Source organism: Bifidobacterium tissieri, from assembly GCF_002259645.1.
Taxonomy (GTDB): Bacteria; Actinomycetota; Actinomycetes; order Actinomycetales; family Bifidobacteriaceae; genus Galliscardovia; species Galliscardovia tissieri.
Map to the genome: position 1 here is coordinate 16,573 of NZ_MWWV01000003.1, position 22,161 is coordinate 38,733.

Annotated in this window: 15 protein-coding genes and 3 tRNA genes; 15 read left to right on the top strand and 3 right to left on the bottom strand. The window is 62.4% G+C overall.

Features of this window, described 5'->3' with window-relative positions:
• Positions 1-43 precede the first annotated feature (43 nt).
• Together BTIS_RS01770 and BTIS_RS01775 are read right to left on the bottom strand one after the other, a co-directional pair.
• Positions 44-1,024: a DUF805 domain-containing protein gene (locus tag BTIS_RS01770; RefSeq protein WP_158216808.1), complete on the bottom strand. Its 981-nt coding sequence runs from the start codon at positions 1,022-1,024 to the stop codon at positions 44-46.
• 165 nt (positions 1,025-1,189) lie between these two features.
• Complete coding sequence (locus BTIS_RS01775) at positions 1,190-1,963, bottom strand: ABC transporter permease (RefSeq protein ID WP_094662107.1); 774 nt, start codon at positions 1,961-1,963, stop codon at positions 1,190-1,192.
• A gap of 335 nt (positions 1,964-2,298) precedes the next feature.
• Here BTIS_RS01775 and BTIS_RS01780 point away from each other — a divergent pair, with 335 nt between their 5' ends.
• The 6 genes from BTIS_RS01780 (at position 2,299) to BTIS_RS01805 (ending at position 7,642) form a co-directional block, all read left to right on the top strand.
• Positions 2,299-3,324 (top strand): hypothetical protein, encoded by a 1,026-nt coding sequence (locus BTIS_RS01780; protein ID WP_094662108.1) that lies wholly within the window; start codon positions 2,299-2,301, stop codon positions 3,322-3,324.
• Positions 3,325-3,364: 40 nt separating this feature from the next.
• Entirely contained in the window at positions 3,365-4,903 is a 1,539-nt protein-coding gene (gene gltX / locus BTIS_RS01785; RefSeq protein ID WP_094662110.1) for a glutamate--tRNA ligase, read from the top strand.
• A gap of 327 nt (positions 4,904-5,230) precedes the next feature.
• Positions 5,231-5,306: transfer RNA gene (locus BTIS_RS01790), tRNA-Glu, on the top strand.
• A 495-nt stretch (positions 5,307-5,801) separates the two neighbouring features.
• Positions 5,802-5,874: transfer RNA gene (locus BTIS_RS01795), tRNA-Glu, on the top strand.
• Between the two features lie 42 nt (positions 5,875-5,916).
• Positions 5,917-5,988, top strand: a tRNA-Gln gene (locus BTIS_RS01800).
• A 334-nt stretch (positions 5,989-6,322) separates the two neighbouring features.
• Positions 6,323-7,642, top strand: coding sequence for a metallophosphoesterase family protein (locus BTIS_RS01805; protein ID WP_094662112.1), 1,320 nt, complete (start codon positions 6,323-6,325; stop codon positions 7,640-7,642).
• Between the two features lie 102 nt (positions 7,643-7,744).
• On the opposite strand, the gene BTIS_RS01810 is transcribed toward BTIS_RS01805, so the two are convergent.
• Positions 7,745-8,488: an IclR family transcriptional regulator gene (locus BTIS_RS01810; RefSeq protein WP_223848281.1), complete on the bottom strand. Its 744-nt coding sequence runs from the start codon at positions 8,486-8,488 to the stop codon at positions 7,745-7,747.
• Positions 8,489-8,807: 319 nt separating this feature from the next.
• Here BTIS_RS01810 and leuC point away from each other — a divergent pair, with 319 nt between their 5' ends.
• The 9 genes from leuC to BTIS_RS01855 all read left to right on the top strand — a co-directional run bounded on the left by leuC (position 8,808) and on the right by BTIS_RS01855 (position 21,910).
• Positions 8,808-10,211, top strand: a complete 1,404-nt coding sequence (gene leuC / locus BTIS_RS01815) for a 3-isopropylmalate dehydratase large subunit (RefSeq protein ID WP_094662116.1) — start codon at positions 8,808-8,810, stop codon at positions 10,209-10,211.
• Positions 10,212-10,340: 129 nt separating this feature from the next.
• Complete coding sequence (gene leuD / locus BTIS_RS01820) at positions 10,341-11,024, top strand: 3-isopropylmalate dehydratase small subunit (RefSeq protein WP_094662118.1); 684 nt, start codon at positions 10,341-10,343, stop codon at positions 11,022-11,024.
• A gap of 588 nt (positions 11,025-11,612) precedes the next feature.
• Positions 11,613-13,319, top strand: a complete 1,707-nt coding sequence (locus BTIS_RS01825; RefSeq protein WP_158216809.1) for an Ig-like domain-containing protein — start codon at positions 11,613-11,615, stop codon at positions 13,317-13,319.
• Positions 13,320-13,447: 128 nt separating this feature from the next.
• Positions 13,448-14,641: a beta/alpha barrel domain-containing protein gene (locus BTIS_RS01830; RefSeq protein ID WP_094662122.1), complete on the top strand. Its 1,194-nt coding sequence runs from the start codon at positions 13,448-13,450 to the stop codon at positions 14,639-14,641.
• Between the two features lie 285 nt (positions 14,642-14,926).
• Positions 14,927-16,249 carry a UDP-N-acetylglucosamine 1-carboxyvinyltransferase gene (gene murA / locus BTIS_RS01835; protein WP_094662124.1) on the top strand — a complete coding sequence of 441 codons (1,323 nt, stop codon included), beginning with the start codon at positions 14,927-14,929 and terminating at the stop codon, positions 16,247-16,249.
• 195 nt (positions 16,250-16,444) lie between these two features.
• Positions 16,445-17,332: a lysophospholipid acyltransferase family protein gene (locus BTIS_RS01840; RefSeq protein ID WP_094662126.1), complete on the top strand. Its 888-nt coding sequence runs from the start codon at positions 16,445-16,447 to the stop codon at positions 17,330-17,332.
• A 215-nt stretch (positions 17,333-17,547) separates the two neighbouring features.
• Complete coding sequence (locus BTIS_RS01845; RefSeq protein ID WP_094662127.1) at positions 17,548-18,282, top strand: MIP/aquaporin family protein; 735 nt, start codon at positions 17,548-17,550, stop codon at positions 18,280-18,282.
• Positions 18,283-19,385: 1,103 nt separating this feature from the next.
• The gene (locus tag BTIS_RS01850; RefSeq protein ID WP_275542039.1) at positions 19,386-20,513 is read left to right on the top strand and encodes a glutamyl-Q tRNA(Asp) synthetase; all 1,128 of its coding nucleotides are present in this window, start codon (positions 19,386-19,388) and stop codon (positions 20,511-20,513) included.
• Positions 20,514-20,731: 218 nt separating this feature from the next.
• Complete coding sequence (locus tag BTIS_RS01855) at positions 20,732-21,910, top strand: class C sortase (RefSeq protein WP_094662131.1); 1,179 nt, start codon at positions 20,732-20,734, stop codon at positions 21,908-21,910.
• Positions 21,911-22,161 lie beyond the last annotated feature (251 nt).

A 22,161-nucleotide genomic window follows, 5' to 3' on the forward strand; every position in this document is an offset into this window, starting at 1 on the left:
CACGTCAGCCCGATGATGACGAATGACGCTGATGTGGCCGCCGTCACGCGTTCGGCTGATCGAATCGCGCACCCTGCGGGTCGCTCTGGCCCACATACAGCACGATGCTGGCGATGCCGCCTGCCAAGCAGAGCAGGAGTCCGACGATGAACAGACCGACGCTGCCCACGCCGCCACCGACGCCGCCGTTGCCAGTGGCGGTGAGAATGGCCGCGCCGCCACCGATGAAGATGACGATGAGTCCAACCACAGCCAGACCGTACGGCAGCAGGACCCACCAGCCGCTACGGTTCGTATCGTGCAGACGACGAATGGCCAACGCAATGCCGGGAACGAGAATCGCAAGGTTCCAGATTCCCTCCAGACCGGAGATGATCGAGCTACCGTCCGTGGCCGTGTTCAGCACACTGAACACAGAGCTGATGATGACGGTGAACAGGAACCACCACCAGTACTCGCTGCGGGAGGCGCGGCCATGGAAGACCGCGTACTTCTTGAAGAAGCGCACGATCGCGTTCGGGAACGAGATGCCGTACCACGGTGCCCACAGCGGCGGCTCGCCGGCGGTGCTGTAGGAGGCCTGACCGCTGTACTGTGCGGCGGGTGCGGCCGGTGCCACCGGCGGCTGCTGGCCGTATCCTGCGGCAGGCTGTCCCGGCTGCTGGGCGTACGGGTTCGAGTTCGTGGTCTGACCGTACGGGTTCGAGCTCGGCTGCGCCGGCTGGGCGTACGGGTTCGACGATCCGGCGGGCTGACCGTAGGGGTTCCCTGCCGGCTGGCTCTGACCATACGGGTTGGACGAGGTTCCGCTGGACTGGCCGTACGGGTTGCTCTGCGTGTACGGGCTGCCGGCGGGCTGGCCATATCCCGGCTGCTGGCCGTACGGGTTGGCTCCATTGCCCGTCTGCCCGTAGTTCTGTCCGTTCTGCCCGTAGTTTTGGCCATAATTCTGGCCGGAGTTTGAAGTCTGACCGTACGGGTTGCTGCCGTTGGGGGTGTACCCGTTGTTGTTCGGATCGGTCATAGATATCCCTTCTCTACGTGCGCGTCGTACCGTAACGTCGTCGTGCGAAAGGATGATCGTCGGCGGCGCCGTGACCGTGCACATTCGTTGATCCGTCTTCATTCTCCCACACTATGTGGTGAAAATGTAGACGGAATCGACAGATTATTGCCCGCTGTCTATTCCCTATTCCTCGGCGTCGGGATTCTCGTCGTCGCTGGCCGGTCCGAGCAGTATGCGCTCGCTGAGATTCACGACGATCAGGAGCACGGCGGTCAGCGCCACGATCACGAACGTGGCGGAGAAGATCAACGGTGTGCGGAACGAGTTGTACGCCGCCTGCAGCCAGATGCCGAGGCCCTTGCGCGCGCCCAGATATTCGGCCGTGGCCGCCGTGGCGAAGATGTATGCGGCGGAAATGCGGACGCCGCCGTAGATCTGTCGTGCCGCCACGCGCAGTTTCACATGCCACAGCGTCCATGTGGGCGTGGCGCCGCAGGTGAGCGCCACGTCGGAGTAGAACTGCGGCACCGAATCGAGTCCGCGCACGGTCTGCACGGCGATCGGGAACAGGCCGAACACGGCCACGATCACGATCTTGCCCGACGTCTCGAATCCGAACCAGATGATGAACAGCGGCGCAATGGTGATCAGCGGCATGGTCTGCGCGGCCGCCAGCAGCGGGAACAGCGCGGCGTTGAGAATGCGCGAGCAGTGGAATCCGATGCCGATCATCACGCCGAGCAGCACGGCCAGCAGAAAGCCGACCACGCCCTCGTATAGCGTGACCGTGGTCGCGGGCCACAGCGTCGGCCAGGTGTCGATGGTCGCCTCCACGATGTCACTCGGCGACGAGATCATCACGGGGGAGACGTTGCCCAGACGGCACCACGCCTCCCAGACCGCTATGAGAATGATCACGGCGATAACCGTGGGAATGTAATGCCGAACCTTGTTCACTTCACCTTGCCTCCTGCGCGCTGGCGCTACGCGGTCGACGGCGGTGAGCAGTAAGGTGAGGAGCCTGCGCGCCAGACGACCGGAAATCAAATGTTTCAAAACCCAGCTACACAGTATGCCCCATGGTATGGAGCTGCAATTTCCGCGTATTCTGTATCCGGCTGTATTCTATACTTGATACGAGAGTTGATACGAGTGATTTGGTATCTTCCCTATGTAACAGCGACAGTTGCAATGACAACCAATAACAACGCCGAGGTTGAAATGTGTTTTGCAAAAAATATGATAAATAACGCATAATTATTGAATTTCATCGATCTTTTTTTGGGGGGGGCATGAACAATAGGAATACGTCGGCAAATACGGCCGCAAATACGGCCACGAAGACCGTGGTGTTTGGTGCAGTTGGTTCGTTTGTTGCGATGATTGCGGGGATGGTGGCGTATGCGGCCGCGTTGCTGGTTGCGCTGGGTATTTCCAACCGAGACGCTTGTGGGGAATCGGCGTTTTCGACCAGACCGGGTATCGACGGTGCCGTCACGGTGTCGACATGGGGAGAGGCCCGGGTGACTGCTCTACGGATCGGTGACTTGGTCGGGGCGGATGCATTGTTGTCATTGCCGTCGCCATGGATTTCCGTGGAATGCGTCATGTATTCCACTGGAAGCGAGTCGATTGAGGCGACTGCGACGACTATCGTCCCCGCGAAGACAGGCGGAATGGTTTCGCTGATCTCCGTTGTCTCCATGACGGTGGTTGCCGTTGCGCTGCTTATTGCGTTCAAAATAATATGCCATTCCGTATGGCAAAACATGTGGCAAAACGTAGAGCAAAAAAGGCAATCCGATTCTGGGATACACGCATTCGCGGTAATACGTCACGGTTGTCATTGTGTATTCTTTGCCGTGGTATCGATACTGATGCTCATGACATTTTCCGCCTATTGCCATGTGATACAGACGGAAGATCACTGCTTGACCGCATGGCAGGGCGAAACGATCATCGACAAGGAATCGTCTCCGGTGGTGTCTGATTCCGCAGAAAAAACAGCGGTGTTGCGGGCCCTGAATGATGCCGTCGGAGCGTCCTCGGCAACCGGTGCCGAGGACGGTGCCGAAGATCAGGCGCAACGACTGGGATCGCGATATATACGGAAACAAGTGAACGCGGCCGGCGACGTCCAATGCGTGTATGGTCCCGGTCCTGGTGCCGCGACCGCGGTCACTTGGCCCATGTATGACCAGCGATCGGCCGTAGGTGATTCCACGGCCGTTATTTGCCTGATCGGTACCGGTCTGATGCTGAGCATCATGATCGCCGACTGCATACTGTCCCTATCGCGATCCTCACGGCGTCGATGACCGGTTGATACCGTCGTGTCGGCGGGGCAGAATAGGACGCATGACTGAAGAGCATTCTGAAAACGCAAAGTCCGAAGCAAAGCCCGAACTTCCCAAGGACGTTCGTGTGCGCTTCTGCCCGTCGCCCACCGGCACCCCGCACGTGGGCATGGTCCGCACCGCACTGTTCAACTGGGCCGAGGCCCGTCACACGCATGGCACGTTCGTGTTCCGTATCGAGGACACCGACGCGCAGCGCGATTCCGAGGAGAGTTACAACCAGATCCTCGACGCCCTGCGTTGGCTCGGCCTCGACTGGGACGAGGGTGTTGAGGTCGGCGGTCCCGACGGCCCGTACCGTCAGTCCGAGCGCGGCGACATCTACAAGGACGTGGCCGCCAAGCTGCTCGAAGCCGGCTATGCCTACGAGTCCTTCTCCACTCCCGAGGAGATCGAGGCCCGCAACGTGGCCGCCGGTCGCCCGAAGGCGTTCGGCTACGACGGCTACGATCGCAACCTCACCGAGGAGCAGAAGGAAGCCTTCCGCGCCGAGGGCCGCCAGCCCGCGATCCGTCTGCGCATGCCCGACGAGGACATCGCGTTCGACGATCTGATCCGAGGCCGCATCGAGTTCAAGGCCGGTTCCGTGCCGGACTACGTGATCGTGCGTCCGAACGGCGACCCGCTGTACACGCTCACCAACCCGGTCGACGACGCACTGATGCGCATCAACGTGGTGCTGCGCGGCGAGGATCTGCTCAGCTCCACCCCGCGTCAGATCGTGCTCTACCGCGACCTGATCGAGCTCGGCATCGCCAAGGAGATGCCGCTGTTCGGACACATGCCGTACGTGATGGGCAAGGGCAAGAAGAAGCTGTCCAAGCGCGACCCGGAGTCCAACCTGTTCCTGCACCGCGACCACGGCTTCATCCGCGAGGGTCTGCTCAACTACCTGGCCCTGCTCGGCTGGTCCATCGGCGCCGACCAGGACGTGTTCTCCATGGACGAGATGGTCGAGAAGTTCGACGTGCGCGACGTGAAGGCCAACCCGGCCCACTTCGACATCGACAAGGCCATCGCCATCAACGCCGAGCACATCCGTGCGCTCGAGCCGCAGGACTTCCTCAACCGTTCCGTGCCGTACCTGCACCGCGACGGCGTGGTGTCCGCCGACAACTGGGATGCGCTTACCGATCGTGAGAAGACCGTGCTGACTGCCGCCGCGCCGCTGGTGCAGCCGCGAGTGCGTCTGCTCGGCGAGGTGGCCGGCATGGCCGGTTCGCTGCTGTCGACCGAAGGCTACATCGAGCCCGACGACGACGCCCGCAAGCAGCTCAAGGATTCCGCCGGCGAGGTGCTCGACAAGGCCATCGCCGCGCTGGAGGCCGTGGACGAGTCCGAGTGGAAGACCGACTCCCTGCACGAGCTGCTCAACAAGGCGCTGGTGGAGGACGGCGGATTCAAGCCGCGTCTGGCGTTCGGCCCGGTCCGCGTGGCCATGTCAGGCCGCCGCGTCTCCCCGCCGCTGTTCGAGTCGATGGAGATCGTCGGCAAGGATGTGACCGTCGCCCGTCTGAAGGGTCTGCGCGAGCACCTGTGATCCGGTGCGGGCGCGGATGTGCTGGCGTGGTTGGCGTGCTGATGTGTTGATGTGCCGTCAGCGGGATTGATGTGCATCGGTCACGCGCATATTCGCGCGATCGCATACTCGAGTGAGCCGCACCTTCGACCGTCGGACTGCATGCTGTAGTTCGTGATCGGGGATGCGGCTTCTCCATACCGGCCATTACGCCTTGCGGAGATCACGAAAACCGGGTTTGTCAACCGAAGGGTCACAATGTGACACGCCGTGGTTGACGGATATGGAATCGTCCCGTACATTATTAATTCGTTGCGGTTCACGCCGTGACCGCTGAAAAGTGAATATGCCCCCATCGTCTAGCGGTCTAGGACTACGCCCTCTCACGGCGCCAACACCGGTTCAAATCCGGTTGGGGGTACCAGCAAGGACTCCGGCAGTACGTGTCGGAGTCCTTTTTTGTTATCGCAGACTTAGGTGTGCGCGGTCTGGGTGCGGCGAAGCTCGTGAGGACTGGGCGCGGTGCATGCGGCTTGGGTATGCGGGCCGGGCGTACGGTTGTCGTCGCGAATAGGCGCGAACAATACGGGCTGAAATGGACGATATCGGCAATTCGTAGTGGTTTGCGGACGTTTGGAGGCGGCGAAACGTCCGTAAACCACTACGAATCATGGATTTCGTCTTTTTGGGCCCGTATGTTGACGGCGCAGTCGGGCGAAGGGTGTACGACGGGCATTTTGATTCACCGTGCCGACGCGTATGTTGATGTTGTGAGCCAGTGGAGGAGACGGGTGGTGGCAGAAAGTGTTGGGAAAACGTTGGAAATACTAACGACACGCCGTGAGTTGCGCATGTGTGAGTGCACGCGTATATTAATCACTCGTTGCGGTTCACGCCGTGACCACTGAAAAGTGAATACGCCCCCATCGTCTAGCGGTCTAGGACTACGCCCTCTCACGGCGCCAACACCGGTTCAAATCCGGTTGGGGGTACGACGACAAGACAGTTCGCCAAGGGCTGTTTTGCTTGCCAATTGGGGTATGGTGTAATTGGCAACACAGGTGATTCTGGTTCATCCATTCTTGGTTCGAGTCCAGGTACCCCAGCGAATAACCTCGCAGATCACATAGATCTCGCGAGGTTTTTTGTTATTCCGGCACTGGCATAGGTGCCGCCGGATGCCTGTTCGACGTAGGCGTGCGTCCGATGAGCATGGAGTATCCTTCCCGATGCCTGTTTGCCGTGCGTGTGCGTCCGATGGGCACCTTCCCCGGTCGAGGGTGACGCCGGTGCTTCGCAATACGGCGGTATGGGGGCGAGGATGCGGCAGGTTCCGCACCCAGACCGAACAGCCAGGCACCGGACGTGCAATTTGGCCTGTCGCCCACGTCGCGACATCGTTCGGTTGATTCTCAGGTTGAGTGAAGTAGGGTTGTGGGTATGAGTGAACGAATTCAGCGTGGATCGGCCGACGATGAACGACCCATCTCCGTCTCCGCCAAACTCGGACGTCTTCAATTCCACCGTTCCGGCAAGTTTCGTGTGCTGCAACTCGCCGATATTCAGGACGGGCCCAAGGTGTCATCCGACACGATCCGCCTAATCGAGGCCGCCTGCGACGCCGCCCGGCCCGACCTTGTGGTGTTCACCGGCGACCAGATCGCCGGATACGATTCCGCCTATGCCAAGACCTTCCGCAAACGTGCGTGGGATTATCCGAAGGAGGGGGCGACGAACGCGGCGGAGCTCGACCATACACGTGAACTCGTGCGCGGGTGCATCCGCCAGTTCCTGCAGCCGCTGATCGATCGGGGGATCCCCTTCGCCGTGACCTACGGCAATCATGATTTCCAGTGCGGGCTTGACAATGCCGAACTCGACGCCATCTATCGTGAATTCCCCGGCTGCGTGAACCCGGTCATGGCCGCGCCGGAGCAGATCGGTGCCATCGCGGCACAGCCCGCCGACGCCAACGGTCTGCTCAAGGATCAGACGGCGTACGCGTGCGAACCCGGCACCTTCGCCCTGCCGGTCGCCGACGAGGAACGCAAGCGCAACGTCATGGGCTTGGTACTGCTCGATTCGGGAGACTACGCGCAGTCCGGCGGCTACGGTGCCCCGAGCCAGCGTGCGCTCGACTTTCTCGATGCCGTGCCGTCGGCCATCGAGGCGAAATCGCTGATCTTCCAGCACATTCCCATCCCGCAGTTCTACGACCTGCTCACGCCCGTGCCGCCCACCACCGCGTACGCGATTCAGGGTTACCGCAGCTTCGACGGCTCCTGCTACGTGCTTGACGAGGGCAAGACACTGCCCGGCGGCTATCTGGGCGAGGGGGTGAGCTGCCCCGACGTGGATTGCGGCGAATTCCACATCATGAAGGAGACCGACGGTTACTTCGGCCTGTTTGCCGGTCATGATCATCGCAATGGCTTCGTGGGCACGACCGAAGGCATCATGCTCGGTGCCACACCCACCTGCGGATTCGGCGCGTACGGTCCCGTGCCATCCAAGCGTGCGGCCAGACTGTTCGAATTCGACATCCGTCACCCGTACGAGCCGCGAACGCAGCTGCTCGAGTTCGGGGATATCGTCGGTAAACCGTCGTCGCGCAAGGTGTATACGTTCGCGATGAGCCACGTCCCGACCAATCCGGGGGATGCATGGAACCTGATGCGCAAGCCGGGAACCCTCGCCACGCTCGCCGCCGCCTTCGCCGCCGCAGTGGCGTCGCTGGGCTTTACGGGAAAACGGAAGTAGCGGAAACGCGAAATCCCCGTGCCGAAGCGTTTGCAGCGACACGGGGGATTTCGATATAAAGGCGATCGGGCTACGAATGCCCGTCTGCGGATTGGCTGCCGATTACATGCCAGCGCCGGCGTGGGCGCGGATCAGCGCGTCGGATAGATACTTGCCGGCGGCCATGACCAGCGGGGCGAAATGCTGCCCCGGCGTGGTACCCATACGGTTCGTCGGGCCCGAGATCGAGATCGCCGCGATCACCTGACCGGAGGCGTTGCGGATCGGGGCGCTCACCGAAGCCACGCCCGGCTCTCGCTCGTTCACCGACTCCGCCCAGCCGCGCTTGCGCACGGTCGTGAGCTTCGCTACCGTGAACTTCGCCCGGCGAAGGCCCTGATGCATACGCTCCGGATCCTCCCACGCGAGCAGGATCTGCGCCGCCGAACCGGCCTCCATCGACAGGATCGCGCCCACCGGAATGGAGTCACGAAGACCGCTCGAACGCTCCACCGCGGCGATACACACACGCTGGTCGCCCTGACGACGGTAGATCTGCGCCGATTCGCCGGTGCGATCAAGCAGCGTCTGCAGAATCGGACCACATGCCGTGAGCAGACGATCCTCGCCCGCCGCCGCGGCCAATTCCGCGAAGCGAGACCCAAGCACGAATCGACCGTGCTGATCACGTACGATGAAGCGGTGCTTTTCCAATGCGATCGCAAGACGGTGTGCCGTCGGTCGGGCCAGTCCCGTCTCGTTCACCAGTTGCGCCAACGTGGCCGGACCGCCCTCCAGAGTGTCGAGGATCTTCGCGGTCTTGTCGAGCACGCCGACGCCGGAATGCACTTCCTTGCGGCCGTTGATGGTGCGTTCGGCACCCGTCTCATCGGTCTGCGCACTTGAGTTTGAGGCGTTTCGCTGATTTGTCAATACTTTTGCTGAATCTTTTTTCGTCTGCACCGGTCCCACCGTTGAAGTCGCGCCGTTTTCGATTGCCATGATTGGGATTATGCCATCTCAGAATGTGAAATGCAAAAGTCTCGAATTTGGCCGACGCACCATACTCAATGTGACTGGGCTGTTCGTAGGAGCAGCCGACTGAAGAAATCGATGAGGAACCGCCACCGACGGATGCTGTACAGACGTTGGAAACGTTGAAAAACCCTGACTCCAGGAGGTTGTTATGGGAACCACATTGGCCGAGAAAGTCTGGGCCGACCATCTCGTTCGCAAGGGCGAGAACGCCGAACCGGATCTGATCTATATCGATCTCATGCTCATGCACGAGGTCACCAGCCCGCAGGCCTTCGAAGGACTGCGACTGGCCGGTCGAAAGCCTCGTCACACCGACCTGCTCATCGCCACCGAGGACCACAACACGCCGACGGTCAACATCGATCAGCCGAACCCCGACAAGACCTCCGCCACCCAGCTGAGCACGCTCGAGAAGAACTGCAAGGAGTTCGGCGTGCGTCTGCACCCGCTCGGCGACGCCGATCAGGGCATCGTGCATCAGGTGGGCCCGCAGCTCGGCCTCACCCAGCCCGGCATGACCGTGGTGTGCGGCGACTCCCACACCTCCACGCACGGCGCGTTCGGCGCGCTCGCATTCGGCATCGGCACCAGCGAGGTGGAGCACGTGATGGCCACCCAGTGCCTGAGCCTCAAGCCGTTCAAGACCATGGCCGTGAACGTGGAGGGCGAACTGCCCGAAGGCGTGACCGCCAAGGACATCATTCTTGCCATCATCGCGAAGATCGGCACCGGCGGCGGTCAGGGCCACGTGATCGAATACCGCGGCGAGGCCATCCACAAGCTCAGCATGGAAGCCCGCATGACGATCTGCAACATGTCGATCGAGGCGGGTGCGCGCGCCGGCATGGTCAGCCCCGACGAGATCACCTTCGAATACCTCAAGGGCCGTCCGCACGCGCCGCAGGGCGAGATGTGGGATAAGGCCGTCGAATACTGGAAGACACTCAAGACCGACGACGACGCCGTGTTCGACAAGGAAGTGACGCTGCGCGCCGAGGACCTGCAGCCGTACGTGACGTGGGGCACCAACCCCGGTCAGGGCCTGCCGATCACCGCCAACGTGCCCGATCCGGAGACCATCACCGACGAGACCAAGCGCATTGCCGCGGAAAGCGCCATCAAGTACATGGGACTTACGCCGGGCCAGCCGATCAAGTCGATCGCCGTGGACACCGTGTTCATCGGCTCCTGCACGAACGGCCGCATCGAGGATCTGCGCGCCGCCGCCGCGATCATGAAGGGTCATCACAAGGCCAAGAACCTGCATCGCGTGCTCGTGGTGCCGGCCTCCTCCCGTGTGCGCCTGCAGGCGGAGAAGGAAGGACTCGACAAGATCTTCAAGGACTTCGGTGCGGAATGGCGCAACGCCGGCTGCTCCATGTGCCTGGGCATGAACCCCGACAAGATGGTGGCGGACGAGCGCTCCATCTCCACGTCGAACCGTAACTTCGAAGGACGTCAGGGCAAGGGCAGCCGTACGCATCTGGCATCGCCCGCCGTGGCCGCCGCTACGGCCATCCGCGGCACCATCTCCTGCCCGGCCGACCTGTGACCGATCTGACTATCTGACCGATCTGTAAGCCCGGCCTGTAAGGCCTGTCCGTCGGGCGGCTGACGCACGTCGTATACGTGGACGTCGGCGGCCCGGCAGGACTCTGGAAAACGTGAAAGAAGACTGTAAATGGAAAAGCTCACTGTTGTCACCGGTGTCGGTGTGCCGCTTCGTCGTTCGAACGTGGATACCGATCAGATCATCCCGGCCGTGTTCCTCAAGCGTGTGACCAAGTCCGGTTTCGACGACGCACTGTTCTACGCGTGGCGTCGTGATCCTGATTTTGTGCTCAATCAGGAGCCGTATCGCAGCGGCAAGATTCTGGTGGCCGGCCCTGACTTCGGCATCGGCTCGTCCCGTGAGCACGCCGTGTGGGCGCTGCACGACTACGGGTTCCGCGTGGTGATCGCGCCGCGCTTCGCCGATATCTTCTACGGCAACACCGCCAAGAACGGTGTGCTGGCCGCGATCATGCCGATGGAGTCCATCGAACTGCTGTGGAAGCTGCTCGAGGAGGAGCCCGGTCGCGAGATGACCGTGGATCTGGGCGAGCGTACCGTGACCTGCGGCGACGTGACCCTGCCGTTCGAGGTGGGCGACTACGTGCGTTGGCGTCTGATGAATGGTTACGACGACATCGATCTGACGCTGCGCCATGAGGATGACATCGTGGCGTACGAGAAGATGCGTGCGGAGAAGTTCCCGTTCAAGCCGACCACGCTGCCGGCCCGTCATCTGCCCGAAGAGCCCGTCGCATCCGCCCGCGAGCCGGAGTCCGACAACTGGCCGGGACCGTTGGCTGATCGAGACTAATGGTCTCGATCAGCCTGTATGGCAGTCCGGTGGACTGTCACACAGGTCCCGGGCGGAGCCGTGGCTGGATGCCGCGGCGGAGCCAGCAAAGCGCGGCCGTTAGGCCGTCTGCAATTGCCGGGCCGGGACCGTTGGCTGATCGAGACTAGCCGTCTCGATCAGCCTGGGCAACAGTCCAGTGAACTGTTGCCCAGGTCCCGGGCGGAGTCGCGGTCAATACCGCGGCGGAGCCGGTAAAGCGCGGCCGTCAGGCCGTCTGCAATTGCCGGGCCGGGACCGTTGGCTGATCGACATTAGCGCCCCGTATACGTATAACTGCGGCCCACGTAACACCCGACAGCGTTACGTGGGCCGTGTTTCGTTACGTGGGCCGTGCGACCCGTGTAACGCACCTCGCGAAAACGTTGAAATTGCAACGATTTCGCGCACCGTTACGTGGGCCGTGTGCGGCCCACGTAACGGTGCACGCGTGATGCGTGGGGAATGCGAAGGAAACGGGGGAAACGATCAGTATCGATCAGGCGAATCCGTCGCCGCGGGTATCATGACGGGTACGCATATCCTTGGACGGGGATTGGAAAGGAAGACATGGACCTAGAGCGCCTGCGCGGAAAAGGCTGGAAGAGACGAATCGCGGGGATCGTGACCTCCGTGGCCGCGATCGCGACGTTCGGCCTCTTCTCGACCACGGCGAGCGCGGCGGACATGGTCGCCGAACCCATACAGACGTCGTCAACGTCGTCCGTGTCGTCTGCATCATCCGTGACGGCATCCAACTCCACTTCTTCCACGGGATCGTTTGCGGGAACGTCTCTGGTTTCGCAATCCTCAACGTCGGTGTCGCAGTCGGCATCGCAGCAGTCGGTGGCGGGATCGTCGTCCGGCGCGCAGACTCAGCAGTCGGCATCCAAGTCCACGCAGTCCGAGCAGTCCGCACAGTCCACGTCGTCAGGTTCGTCGCTGACGTCCGCATCGGCGGAGGCGGAGTCGACGACGCGTATCACCAGCGTGGATCAGCCGTCGAAACCCACGGAGACGAACTCCGGAAACAAGCCGAAACTGCCCTCCAAACTGACCGCGCACTGGTCCGATGGCAGTGAATCACAGACGCCCATCGCATGGAACACCTCCGGCGTGGACTTCTCCAACCGCACCGGCAAGGATCGCACGGTGACCGTGACGGGAACGGTGTGTGTGGGCGACGACTCCGACAACAACGGCGGGTCCAGCGCCGACGGTTCCAAGGCAAATGGTTCCAAGGCAAACAGCGCCGGCAGTGATGCGAAATCGTCGAATGGCACGGCGAACAGTGCCGCGAACAGTGCCGCAAACGGCGTCGCGAACGGCGCGTCAGGCAACGCGTCGAACAATAACACGTCGAACAATACGGTTGGCGTGTGCGAAAAACTTCTTTCCGGACAGTCCGGTGATGTCACTGCGTCCGGGACCAATGCGGGCAGCGTCGTGGGCGGTGCCGGAGCCGCTACGGCATCCGGTGCGTCCGCAAGCGCGAATTCGTCGCCGTCCTCTGACGGCGTCGTCAGCGTGAAGACGTCGGTCATCGTGCACAGCGCGGCCGTGACGGGGGTCGTGGTGGATGGCGAGACGAGCGTCACGACCGCGTCCGGCACCAAGCCGCAGCTGCCCGTGAACGCGAAGGTGTCGTGGAACGATGGTGGCGACGACAGTCTTGAACCCATCGACTGGCCACAGTTCGACGGGTATCGCACGCGCGACGGCGGCACGTTCACGCTGGGTGGTCTCGTGGTCGATCGCACCGTGAACGTACGCGTGACCGTCACGCCTGCCGTCGTGAAATCCGTGGACGACACCGTATCCGTGACCACCGTCGTCGGCAAGGCCCCGACCATGCCCGGCACGGTCAAGGTGACGTGGACCAACGGTGATGTGATCGAAGCGCCCGCAACATGGGATGCGATCCCAGCCGATTCGTATCGGAATCCCGGCACGTTCACCGTGTCCGGCACGGTCACGACCGGCAGCGAGCAGGACGGCGATCTCGAGACCCACGCCGTCACGGCCAAGGTGATCGTGGGCACGATCGCCTACGAAGTGCAGTACGGTGACGATGACGGTGCCGCGGTGCAGTCGGGCTCGAACGGCACCGGCATTAACATCCCGACCGACAACAAAACCGTCACCACGGATACTCGGCAGACCAGCCAGAGTCAGCTGTCCAAAACCGGTACGGAAGTCGCCGCGATCGCAGTGATCGTGGTCGTGCTTGCCGTGATCGGCGCGGTGGTCGTGATCGTCGTGCGTCGGCGTCGCTAGGCGGCGTTCCGGCCCCCGGACGTACAATCAAACAGATGCTGACATAGTCGACGATCATCGCGTGCGGTCGTGCACATCAGTGGTGGGCGATACGCGGATGACGGCGACGGGAATCACAGGGAGAAACCATGAGCGAGGGAACCACCATCCCGTTCTATGACGTGGATCGTACGTACGAGGACAATTATCGGTTCGGGCCGTTCGGCGCGTTCGCCGAAGTGCTCGGCGGCGATGCGAAGACCGGTGTGAGCGACGATCAGGTGAAGCGCGCGGTGGAATCCGGTGCTGGTGCGAACGTGAGCGCGGCCGGCGCGGGTGAGGATGGTGAAGGTAAGGGAACCCCCGCGGAATCGTTCTTCGGCGTGCCCGTCGACCTGCCGTTTGGTATTCCCGCCGGCCCGCTGCTCAACGAGCGCTACACCACCGGCGCGTTCCGCATGGGCTTCGACCTGGCCGTGTACAAAACCGTGCGCTCGCGCGCGTGGGGCTGCAACCCGTTCCCGAACGTGCTCGCCGTGCACCCGACCGCCTCGGACGGCATTCTTTCGCCCGGCAGTGCCGAATGCGACGAGGGTGTGCTCGCCGATCATGAATTCGAAACCCCGATCTCCATTTCCAACTCGTTCGGCGTGCCCTCGCAGGACCCCGACGTGTGGCAGCCCGACATGCAGCGCGCCATGGAACGCGCTGGTCGCGGGCAGTTGCTCGTCCCCAGTTTCCAAGGCTCCCGTGTGGACGGCATGACCGCCGAACAGTACGTGGCCGATCACGCCGTCACCGCGCGACTCGTACTCGAGACCGGAGCCAAGGTGATGGAGATGAACACCAGCTGCCCGAACGAGGGGCATAACCGACTGCTGTGCCATGCGCCCGATCAGGTCAGCACCATCTGCGAGGCCGTGAAGAACACGATCGGCGACGTGCCGCTTATCGTCAAACTCGCCTACCTGCCCAGCGACGATGATCTTGAATACATGGTCCGTGTGACGGCTGGACGCGGCCTGGTGCAGGGCTTCGCCACGATCAACACCATCTCCGCGAAGCTTGTCGACGCCAACGGCAACCAGGCACTGCCCGGTGCCGGACGTGATCGCAGCGGCGTGTGCGGTGCGGCGATCAAGCCCAGCGGACTCGATATGGTCCGTCGTCTCGCCGGACTGCGTGAACGCCTCGGTTTCGACTTTGGCATCGTGGGTGTGGGTGGCGTGACCGAGCCGGCCGACTACTTCGAATACCGTGCCGCCGGTGCGGATGCCGTGATGAGCGCCACCGGAGCCATGTGGAATCCGGATCTCGCGCAGCGCATCAAGCAGGTGCGATAGGCTCACCAGGCTCACCGTCGTTTGTGCATTCGTTTGTGCATCCCGCATGTATCCTATGTATCCCATTGGCATACAGTGCGGCATGGTCGACGCATGCCACAAGAGTGTGCCAGAGGCGTGCGGTCGGCCGGATGCCAAGGGGCACATGCTATGCCAGTGGCGATTTCACTGAGTCGCCACACCTGATATGGCAAACTAAGAGATAGTCTTTCCCCGGGAAAACGGAAGAAGCCGGTGGAAACCAGGAACCAGGAAGAATTTCCGACGACATCGAAGGAGCGGTTCGTGAATTCTGAGAATGATGTGTTGCGCGTAGTTGGTGGCAAGCCGCTGAACGGCAAGATCAAAGTGCGCGGAGCCAAGAACTTTGTCAGCAAGGCGATGGTCGCCGCGCTGCTCGCCCCGGGAGTCTCCGTGCTGAAGAACGTTCCCGAGATTCGCGACGTGCATGTGGTGTCCGATCTGCTGCGTCTGCACGGTGTGAACGTGGACGTGAACGGTGCCGACGGTGTCGTGACCATCGACGCATCCCACGTGGAGCTCGCCAATGTGGCCGACGTGGACACCCTGTCCGGCTCCTCCCGCATCCCGATTCTCTTCTCCGGTCCGCTGCTGCACCGTCTCGGTGAGGCGTTCATTCCCGCGCTCGGCGGATGCGCCATCGGCGGCCGACCCATCGACTTCCACCTCGCCACCCTGCGCAAGCTCGGCGCCACCGTCGACAAGGAGCACGAGGACGGCATCCACATCACCGCGCCCAACGGACTGCACGGTGCCAAGATCCACCTGCCCTACCCGTCCGTCGGCGCCACCGAGCAGACCCTGCTCGCCGCTGTGCTCGCCGAAGGCAAGACCGAACTCTCCGGTGCCGCCATCGAGCCCGAAATCATGGACCTTGTGTCCGTGCTGCAGAAGATGGGTGCCGTGATCTCCGTGGACGTGGACCGCACCTTCCGCATTGAAGGCGTCAAGGAGCTCAAGGGCTTCACCCACACCTCGCTCACCGACCGCATCGAGGCCGCGTCCTGGGCGTCGGCGGCGCTCGCCACCCACGGCGACATCTTCGTCAAGGGCGCGACTCAGCCCGAGATGATGACCTTCCTCAACGTGTTCCGCAAGATCGGTGGCGAATTCGACATTCAGGACGAGGGCATTCGTTTCTGGCATCCGGGCGGCGACCTCAAGCCCGTTGCCATCGAAACCGACGTGCACCCCGGCTTCATGACCGACTGGCAGCAGCCGCTCGTCGTGGCGCTCACCCAGGCTAAGGGCCTGTCGATCGTGCACGAGACCGTGTATGAGAACCGCTTCGGATTCACCAAGCCGCTCGTGCAGATGGGTGCCACCGTGCAGCTGTACCGCGAGTGCCTCGGCTCCCTACCGTGCCGCTTCCAGCAGCGCAACTACAAGCATTCGGCCGTGATCTTCGGACCCACCCCGCTCACCGGGCGCGACATCGATGTGCCCGATCTGCGCGGTGGTTTCAGCCATCTGATCGCGGCTCTTGCAGCAGAAGGCCCCTCCACGGTGCGCGGCATCTCGCTGATCGACCGTGGTTACGCGGACTTCCGCGGAAAGCTGGCCGCCCTCGGGGCTGACTTCGAGTAAGGGGTCGAGTAAGGAGTTTCTTCTCGGAGGGGACTTCGGAAGGGGCTCTCGGAGGGGACTCCCTCTCGGAGGGGACTTCGGAAGGGGCTGAGGAAAGCTCTCAGGAAATCAGGGGAGCCGGAAGACAGGTGTCTTCCGGCTCCCCTTGTGCATACGCGCGTAGGGTGGCCCACACCTTGGGGCAGAATGGAGCCTATGGTATCTCCCGGAAAGCCGTCACCTCGCTCCGCAGTCAAGCCGTTGAGCGATGAACAGGTGGCAAAACTGTCGCGCGCCCATCATCTCGTCAACCCGATGCATAACCATCCCACCGGGCCGCGGCTCGACAACGTAGCAGAAATCAACGCGCAGAATCCCAAGGCCACGCAACGACTGCTCGACGCCTGCGCGTGGGTGGTGCGATCCCGTTGCAAGCCCAAGGCGTGGGGACTGGAGAACGTGCCGGAGGAAGGCGTGTTCATCACCGCGTGCACGCACGTGACCCTGTTCGACGTGTTCATTCCCATGGCCGCCATGTTCTATCAGGGGCGGCGACCCCGATACATGGCCAAGGCCGAAATGGCCAGCTGGCCGATCATCGGCAAATGGTTCCAGCTCGTGGGCATGCAGCCCGTGCCGCGACGCAAGGGCGAGGCGCTCGCCATCGAGAACGAGTCGATCCGCATCCTCACCTCGGGGCGTCCGCTCACCATCTGGCCCGAGGGTACGCTCACTCGCGACCCGAAGAAATGGCCGATGAGCCTCAAGCCCGGCATGGCGTATATTGCGCTTGAGGCCTGCCGCAAGCTTGGGCACGAGATCCCGATCTTCCCGGCGGCCACGTGGGGTGCGGCGAGCATCAACCACTGGTGGCCGTGGCCTCGCAAGAACGTGGTCATGGGGTACGGTGCCGCCATCGACTACTCCGACCTGCTTGCGGATATGGATTCGTGGGGGAGCACCCCGCCCAAGGAGGCCGTGACCGAACTCACCCGGCGCGTGCGTGTGCGGCTTGAGGAGATCGAAGCCGAAATCCGTGGCGAGGAGCCTCCGGCCGAAGGATATTGGGATTATCGCACCATGAAGCGCGTGCCGCGCGACTGACGGTGGTGGTTTAAGGGCCGGGAGCTTGAGGCTTAACGGTTGTTGATCGACGGCTGCATTTGTCTCGAGCATAGGTACAATTGCACTGTTTGTCCATTGGACATATCAGAGAGAACATCACGAATCCAATCCCTCGGAGACCCATGTCTTACTGGGCTTCGAAGCGGCCTGTGGATCGCAAGTTTCAACACCTGAAGGAATCTGAAGGAATAACAGTGGAATATTCGCTTATGACCAAGCTTGCCGCCGAGTTCTTCGGCACAGCAATCCTCATGATCTTCGGCAATGGTTCGGTGGCCAACACCGAGCTCAAGAACACCAAGGGTTATCACGCCGGCTGGCTGAACATCGCCATGGGCTACGGCTTCGGTGTGATGTTCCCTGTGCTGATGTTCGGCGCGGTTTCCGGCGCGCACATCAACCCGGCCATGACGATTGCGCAGGCGGTCAATGGCATGTTCCCGTGGAATGACGTCATTCCCTACATCATCGCCCAGCTGCTGGGTGCGGCCGTCGGTCAGCTCGTGGTGTTCGCGACCTACTACCCGCACTACCGTGACACCGAGGATCCCGAGGCCATCTTCGCCACCTTCTCCACCACCGATGCCGAGGGCTCCCGCTTCAACTACTTCCTCAACGAGTTCTTCGGCACGCTCGTGCTCGTGCTGGGCGCGCTGTGCTGCCTGCTGCTGCCGTGGGGTGCCAAGGATCTTGCCGCCGCTTCGATCGTGGTGGGCTTCATCGTGTGGGGTCTGGTCACCTCGCTCGGCGGCCCGACCGGCCCTGGTCTGAACCCGGCCCGTGACCTCATGCCGCGACTCCTGCACCAGATCCTCCCGATCGCCCACAAGGGCGGCTCCCGTTGGAATGAGGCCTGGATTCCGGTGGTGGCCCCGATCGCCGGCGCCATCGTGGGTGCCTTCCTCTTCAAGCTGTTCTTCGCCGCGTGATTCGCACGCATTGAAGATTTGAACTTGAATCGGCCCGACGCCTCCCGGCGTCGGGTTTTTCTTTTGGCGGTGGTTCACAAATCGGCGATACCGCGGAAAAATGGGTGGAATAACTGAAAAGTTATCCACAATGTCGGTCGCCTTGCCGGTGGCGTTGGCATGGAATGGGAGTGTCTCTTTACGTGTGTGACTAGTCTTGGCTGCCACCGGTCGTGATGCCGGCGGGAAGGGACTCCCGCTGAGGGCAGCGCCGATCGAAGCGGTGACGACATGTGGAAAGACGGTTCCCGCCTCGGTGCGTATCCGACGCGCGTATGCGCCGAACAAGCGCCGGACGCGCGCCCCGGTGCGCATCTGACGCACAGAGACGTCGAACAAGCACCGGGGACACGCTTCAGTGCTTGTTCGACGCACGCTTGTGCCAAACCCGCATCAGGGGACACGCCTCGGTGCTTGTTCGACGCACGCGTGAGACGAACAAGCACTAAGGGACGCGCCTCGGTGCGTATCCGGCATCCGTATGCGACGAACCCGCACCGAGGGGCGTGCTTCGCTGCGTATCCGACGAACATCCGAGGCGAACCCGCAGTAGGAAACCCGATCCAGCGCGTATCCGACGTGCGCATGCGACCAAGACCAGTTACGCACTTACCGAGACACTCCCCATGGAATTGCAAGTGCGCGGTATCGATCGAAGCAGGGAGCAGGGACGCCCGATTCAGTCCGGCACCGCGGAGAAGAGTCGCCTCCTGCGATTCGGGTACACTCGGGGCGGAATATCGTGATGAAGGTGATGAAGAGAAGGGCGGAGCGCAATGACTGACGACCGAATCGTTACCAATGGCCCCCGGAATGGCTGGAACGGTCAGGGCGTGAACGCCGATACCAAGACGGCCTCGTGCCCTGCGCCTCACTCCGGGAAGACTCCGGCACCTCTGCCCCGTGCGGATCGCGGTGCGAAGTCGCCCGCTTCCGATGCCGGCATCGCCGGTAACACTGGTACCTCCAATACCTCCAATACCTCCAATATTCCCGGTAGCTCCATTGCCCATGCATCCAAGACCGATGCGTCCAGGCTCCCGTCCATCGCCACCGCGCCGACACTGAATAGCAGCGAAACCCTAGACGCATGCCGTGTTGGCCGGTTGGCTCCGTCGCCTACCGGCCGCATGCATATCGGCAACGTGTACGCGGCGCTGGCCGCCTGGCTGAGCGTGCGAGCCGAGCGCCCGCATACCGCCGCAGACCCTAATCTCCCCATTCTCCCCAACCATTCCGGCATCCTCCGCCTGCGCATCGAGGACATCGACACCCCGCGCGTGCGCAAGGACGCCGACCGCTGGATCATGGACGACCTCCACTGGCTTGGTCTGGACTGGGACGGCGACCCCGTGTACCAGTCGGACCGCTTCGACCTGTACGATCAGGCGCTGCACGATCTATGCGACGCTGGACTCCTTTACCCCTGCTTCTGCTCGCGCGCGGAGATTCGCGCCGCGTCGGCACCGCAGGAGGGCGATGGATACGTGATCTACCCTGGCACCTGCGCCCGCTTGGATTCCACCGAACGCGACCGGAGGCTTGCGGAGAAACGCCGGCATTCCTGGCGCGTTCACCTGCCGCAGGAACAGCTGGACTTCGACGACGCGGTGTTTGGCACCCAGGAATTCGATCTCGCCCGACAGATCGGCGACACCGTGCTGCGCCGCTCCGACGGCCTGTACGCGTATCAGCTCGCCGTGGTGGTGGATGACCTGCTGATGGGCGTAAACGACGTGGTGCGTGGCCGCGATCTGCTGCGTTCCACCGCCTTGCAGCTGTGGATTCGCGATCGCATGGCCGAGTGCGGCTGGCACTCGCAACCGTCGATTGACACCGATCTCCCCGCGGCCGCGCACCATGCACATACCGCTACGCGCACCCCACATACTGCGAACAACTTTGGGAATATCCCCGCACCATCCGCCGCAATCCGGTTCGCACACCTGCCCCTGATCGACGACCCGAGCGGCAAGCGCCTAGCCAAACGCGACCGTGCGCTCGACCTCGGCGTGCTGCGCGAGGAAGGTGTGACCCCGGAATCGGTGATCGGCTACTGCGCATGGCTGCTTCGTCTGCGCAATACCCCCGAACCGATCAGTGCCCACGATCTGCTCAAAGACTTTTCCTGGGACCCGTTGCGCGCCGATCATACCGATCGCGCCTGCGATCCGACCGCGTTATTCGCCTGATCCGAACCCGCGAATTGCCGTATTCCCAATACGGGGGTACGCCAAAGACCGTGGCGGCGTTAGGATTATTGCGTTGTGCCACGTGGTTTGGCGATGTTGCGATTTCGTGTTGATGCCGATGCCGCCACGCCACTGACGCGAGGGGTTGCGAATGACTCGATCGAGGCGGACGGTGGAATCGGAACGCGGCTAACGTGAATCTATGGATGGGAGTCGGTATGTTCGGTGGTCGTTCCTCTCGACATGGGAAATCCGGTAGGGGACGGCATGCGGGTGCGGCAGCGCAGTCTGCTCGACTCGGTCAGGCCTCTCAACCCGCCCAGGTCGCCCGGACCGCTCGTTCCTCCCGGCATGCCCGCCCAACCCAGTCCTCCCAACCCACATCCGCAGCCCCGACCTCCACCGCTTCCTCGACTCTCTGGACCCCCACCCCGTTCGCCGAGGCAACCGACATCACCGACCTCGTAACCAATCAGCGTCGCCTGCGCCGCAACCTCATCATCATGCGCGTGATCACCGCGCTGCTGCTCATTGCCGCCGTATGCGTGGCCGGATTCCCCGTGGCCCTGCAATACCAGTCGTCCCAGCGTTTGGCGCAGACATCGAACAACGCCCAGAATCAGGTGGCGAACTGGCCGTACCCCAAGGCCGAAGAGGCGCTCAAAGCGGCCCGCGCCTACAACAAACGCCTCGCCGCATCCGGTCAGCCGGTGCTGGGCGAGGCCATCGACCCGTTCGCCGCTGCGGCCGGCGGCTCAAAGGCGAGCGACGAGGATTCCGCTTCGTCGAAAGACAAGGAATACCAGTCCCTGCTCGACTCCGGAAACGGCGTGATGGGCACGATCCGCATCCCCAAGGTGTCGATCGACCTGCCGATCTACCACGGCACTTCGGAGAAGGCGCTCGCGTCGGGTGCCGGCCACCTGTATGGTTCGAGCCTGCCCGTGGGCGGTGAATCCACGCATTCGGTGATTACCGGGCATCGCGGCCTGGTGGAGGCGATGATGTTCACTCGTCTGGACGAGATGAAGGAGGGGGACTTCTTCTACATCGAAGTGATGGGCGAGACGTTGGGATACAAGGTGGATCGCATCACCGTGATCGAACCGAACGACACTTCGCAGTTGAAGATCGTGCCGGGCGAGGACCGCGTGACGCTGATGACGTGCACGCCGTACGGCGTGAACACGCATCGTCTGCTCGTGTCCGGACATCGCGTGGCGATTCCTGTGCCGGCCCCCGACCCGAGTGACCTGCATGACGGCCGGACCGCGGGAATCGTGACCGGCGTGACCATACTCGCGGTGGGCTGGTTCGCAGTGGCGCTGCTGCGTCGATTGCGTCGCATGCCGTGGCGGTCCATGCACCACGCCGGTGAGTGGCCGCATCGCTGGTAGCACGCGATCGATTCGGCATCGATCGTCGATCATTGACGATGCGGCGACTGATTCTTGATTTACGATCCAGTGGACGTTCTGATCCAGTGGCGTCCTGACGGCTGCCCAATAGACGCTAATGGACGTCGTATGGCAAGATTCCTCATGCGTTGCATGGCATGTTCCGCCGTGAGTGCGGCCCCCGATTGTTGCGGTGAGATGAATTTTGGGGCTTTTCTGAGACTTTTCCCCAACTCGGGGGCACAGGTGTG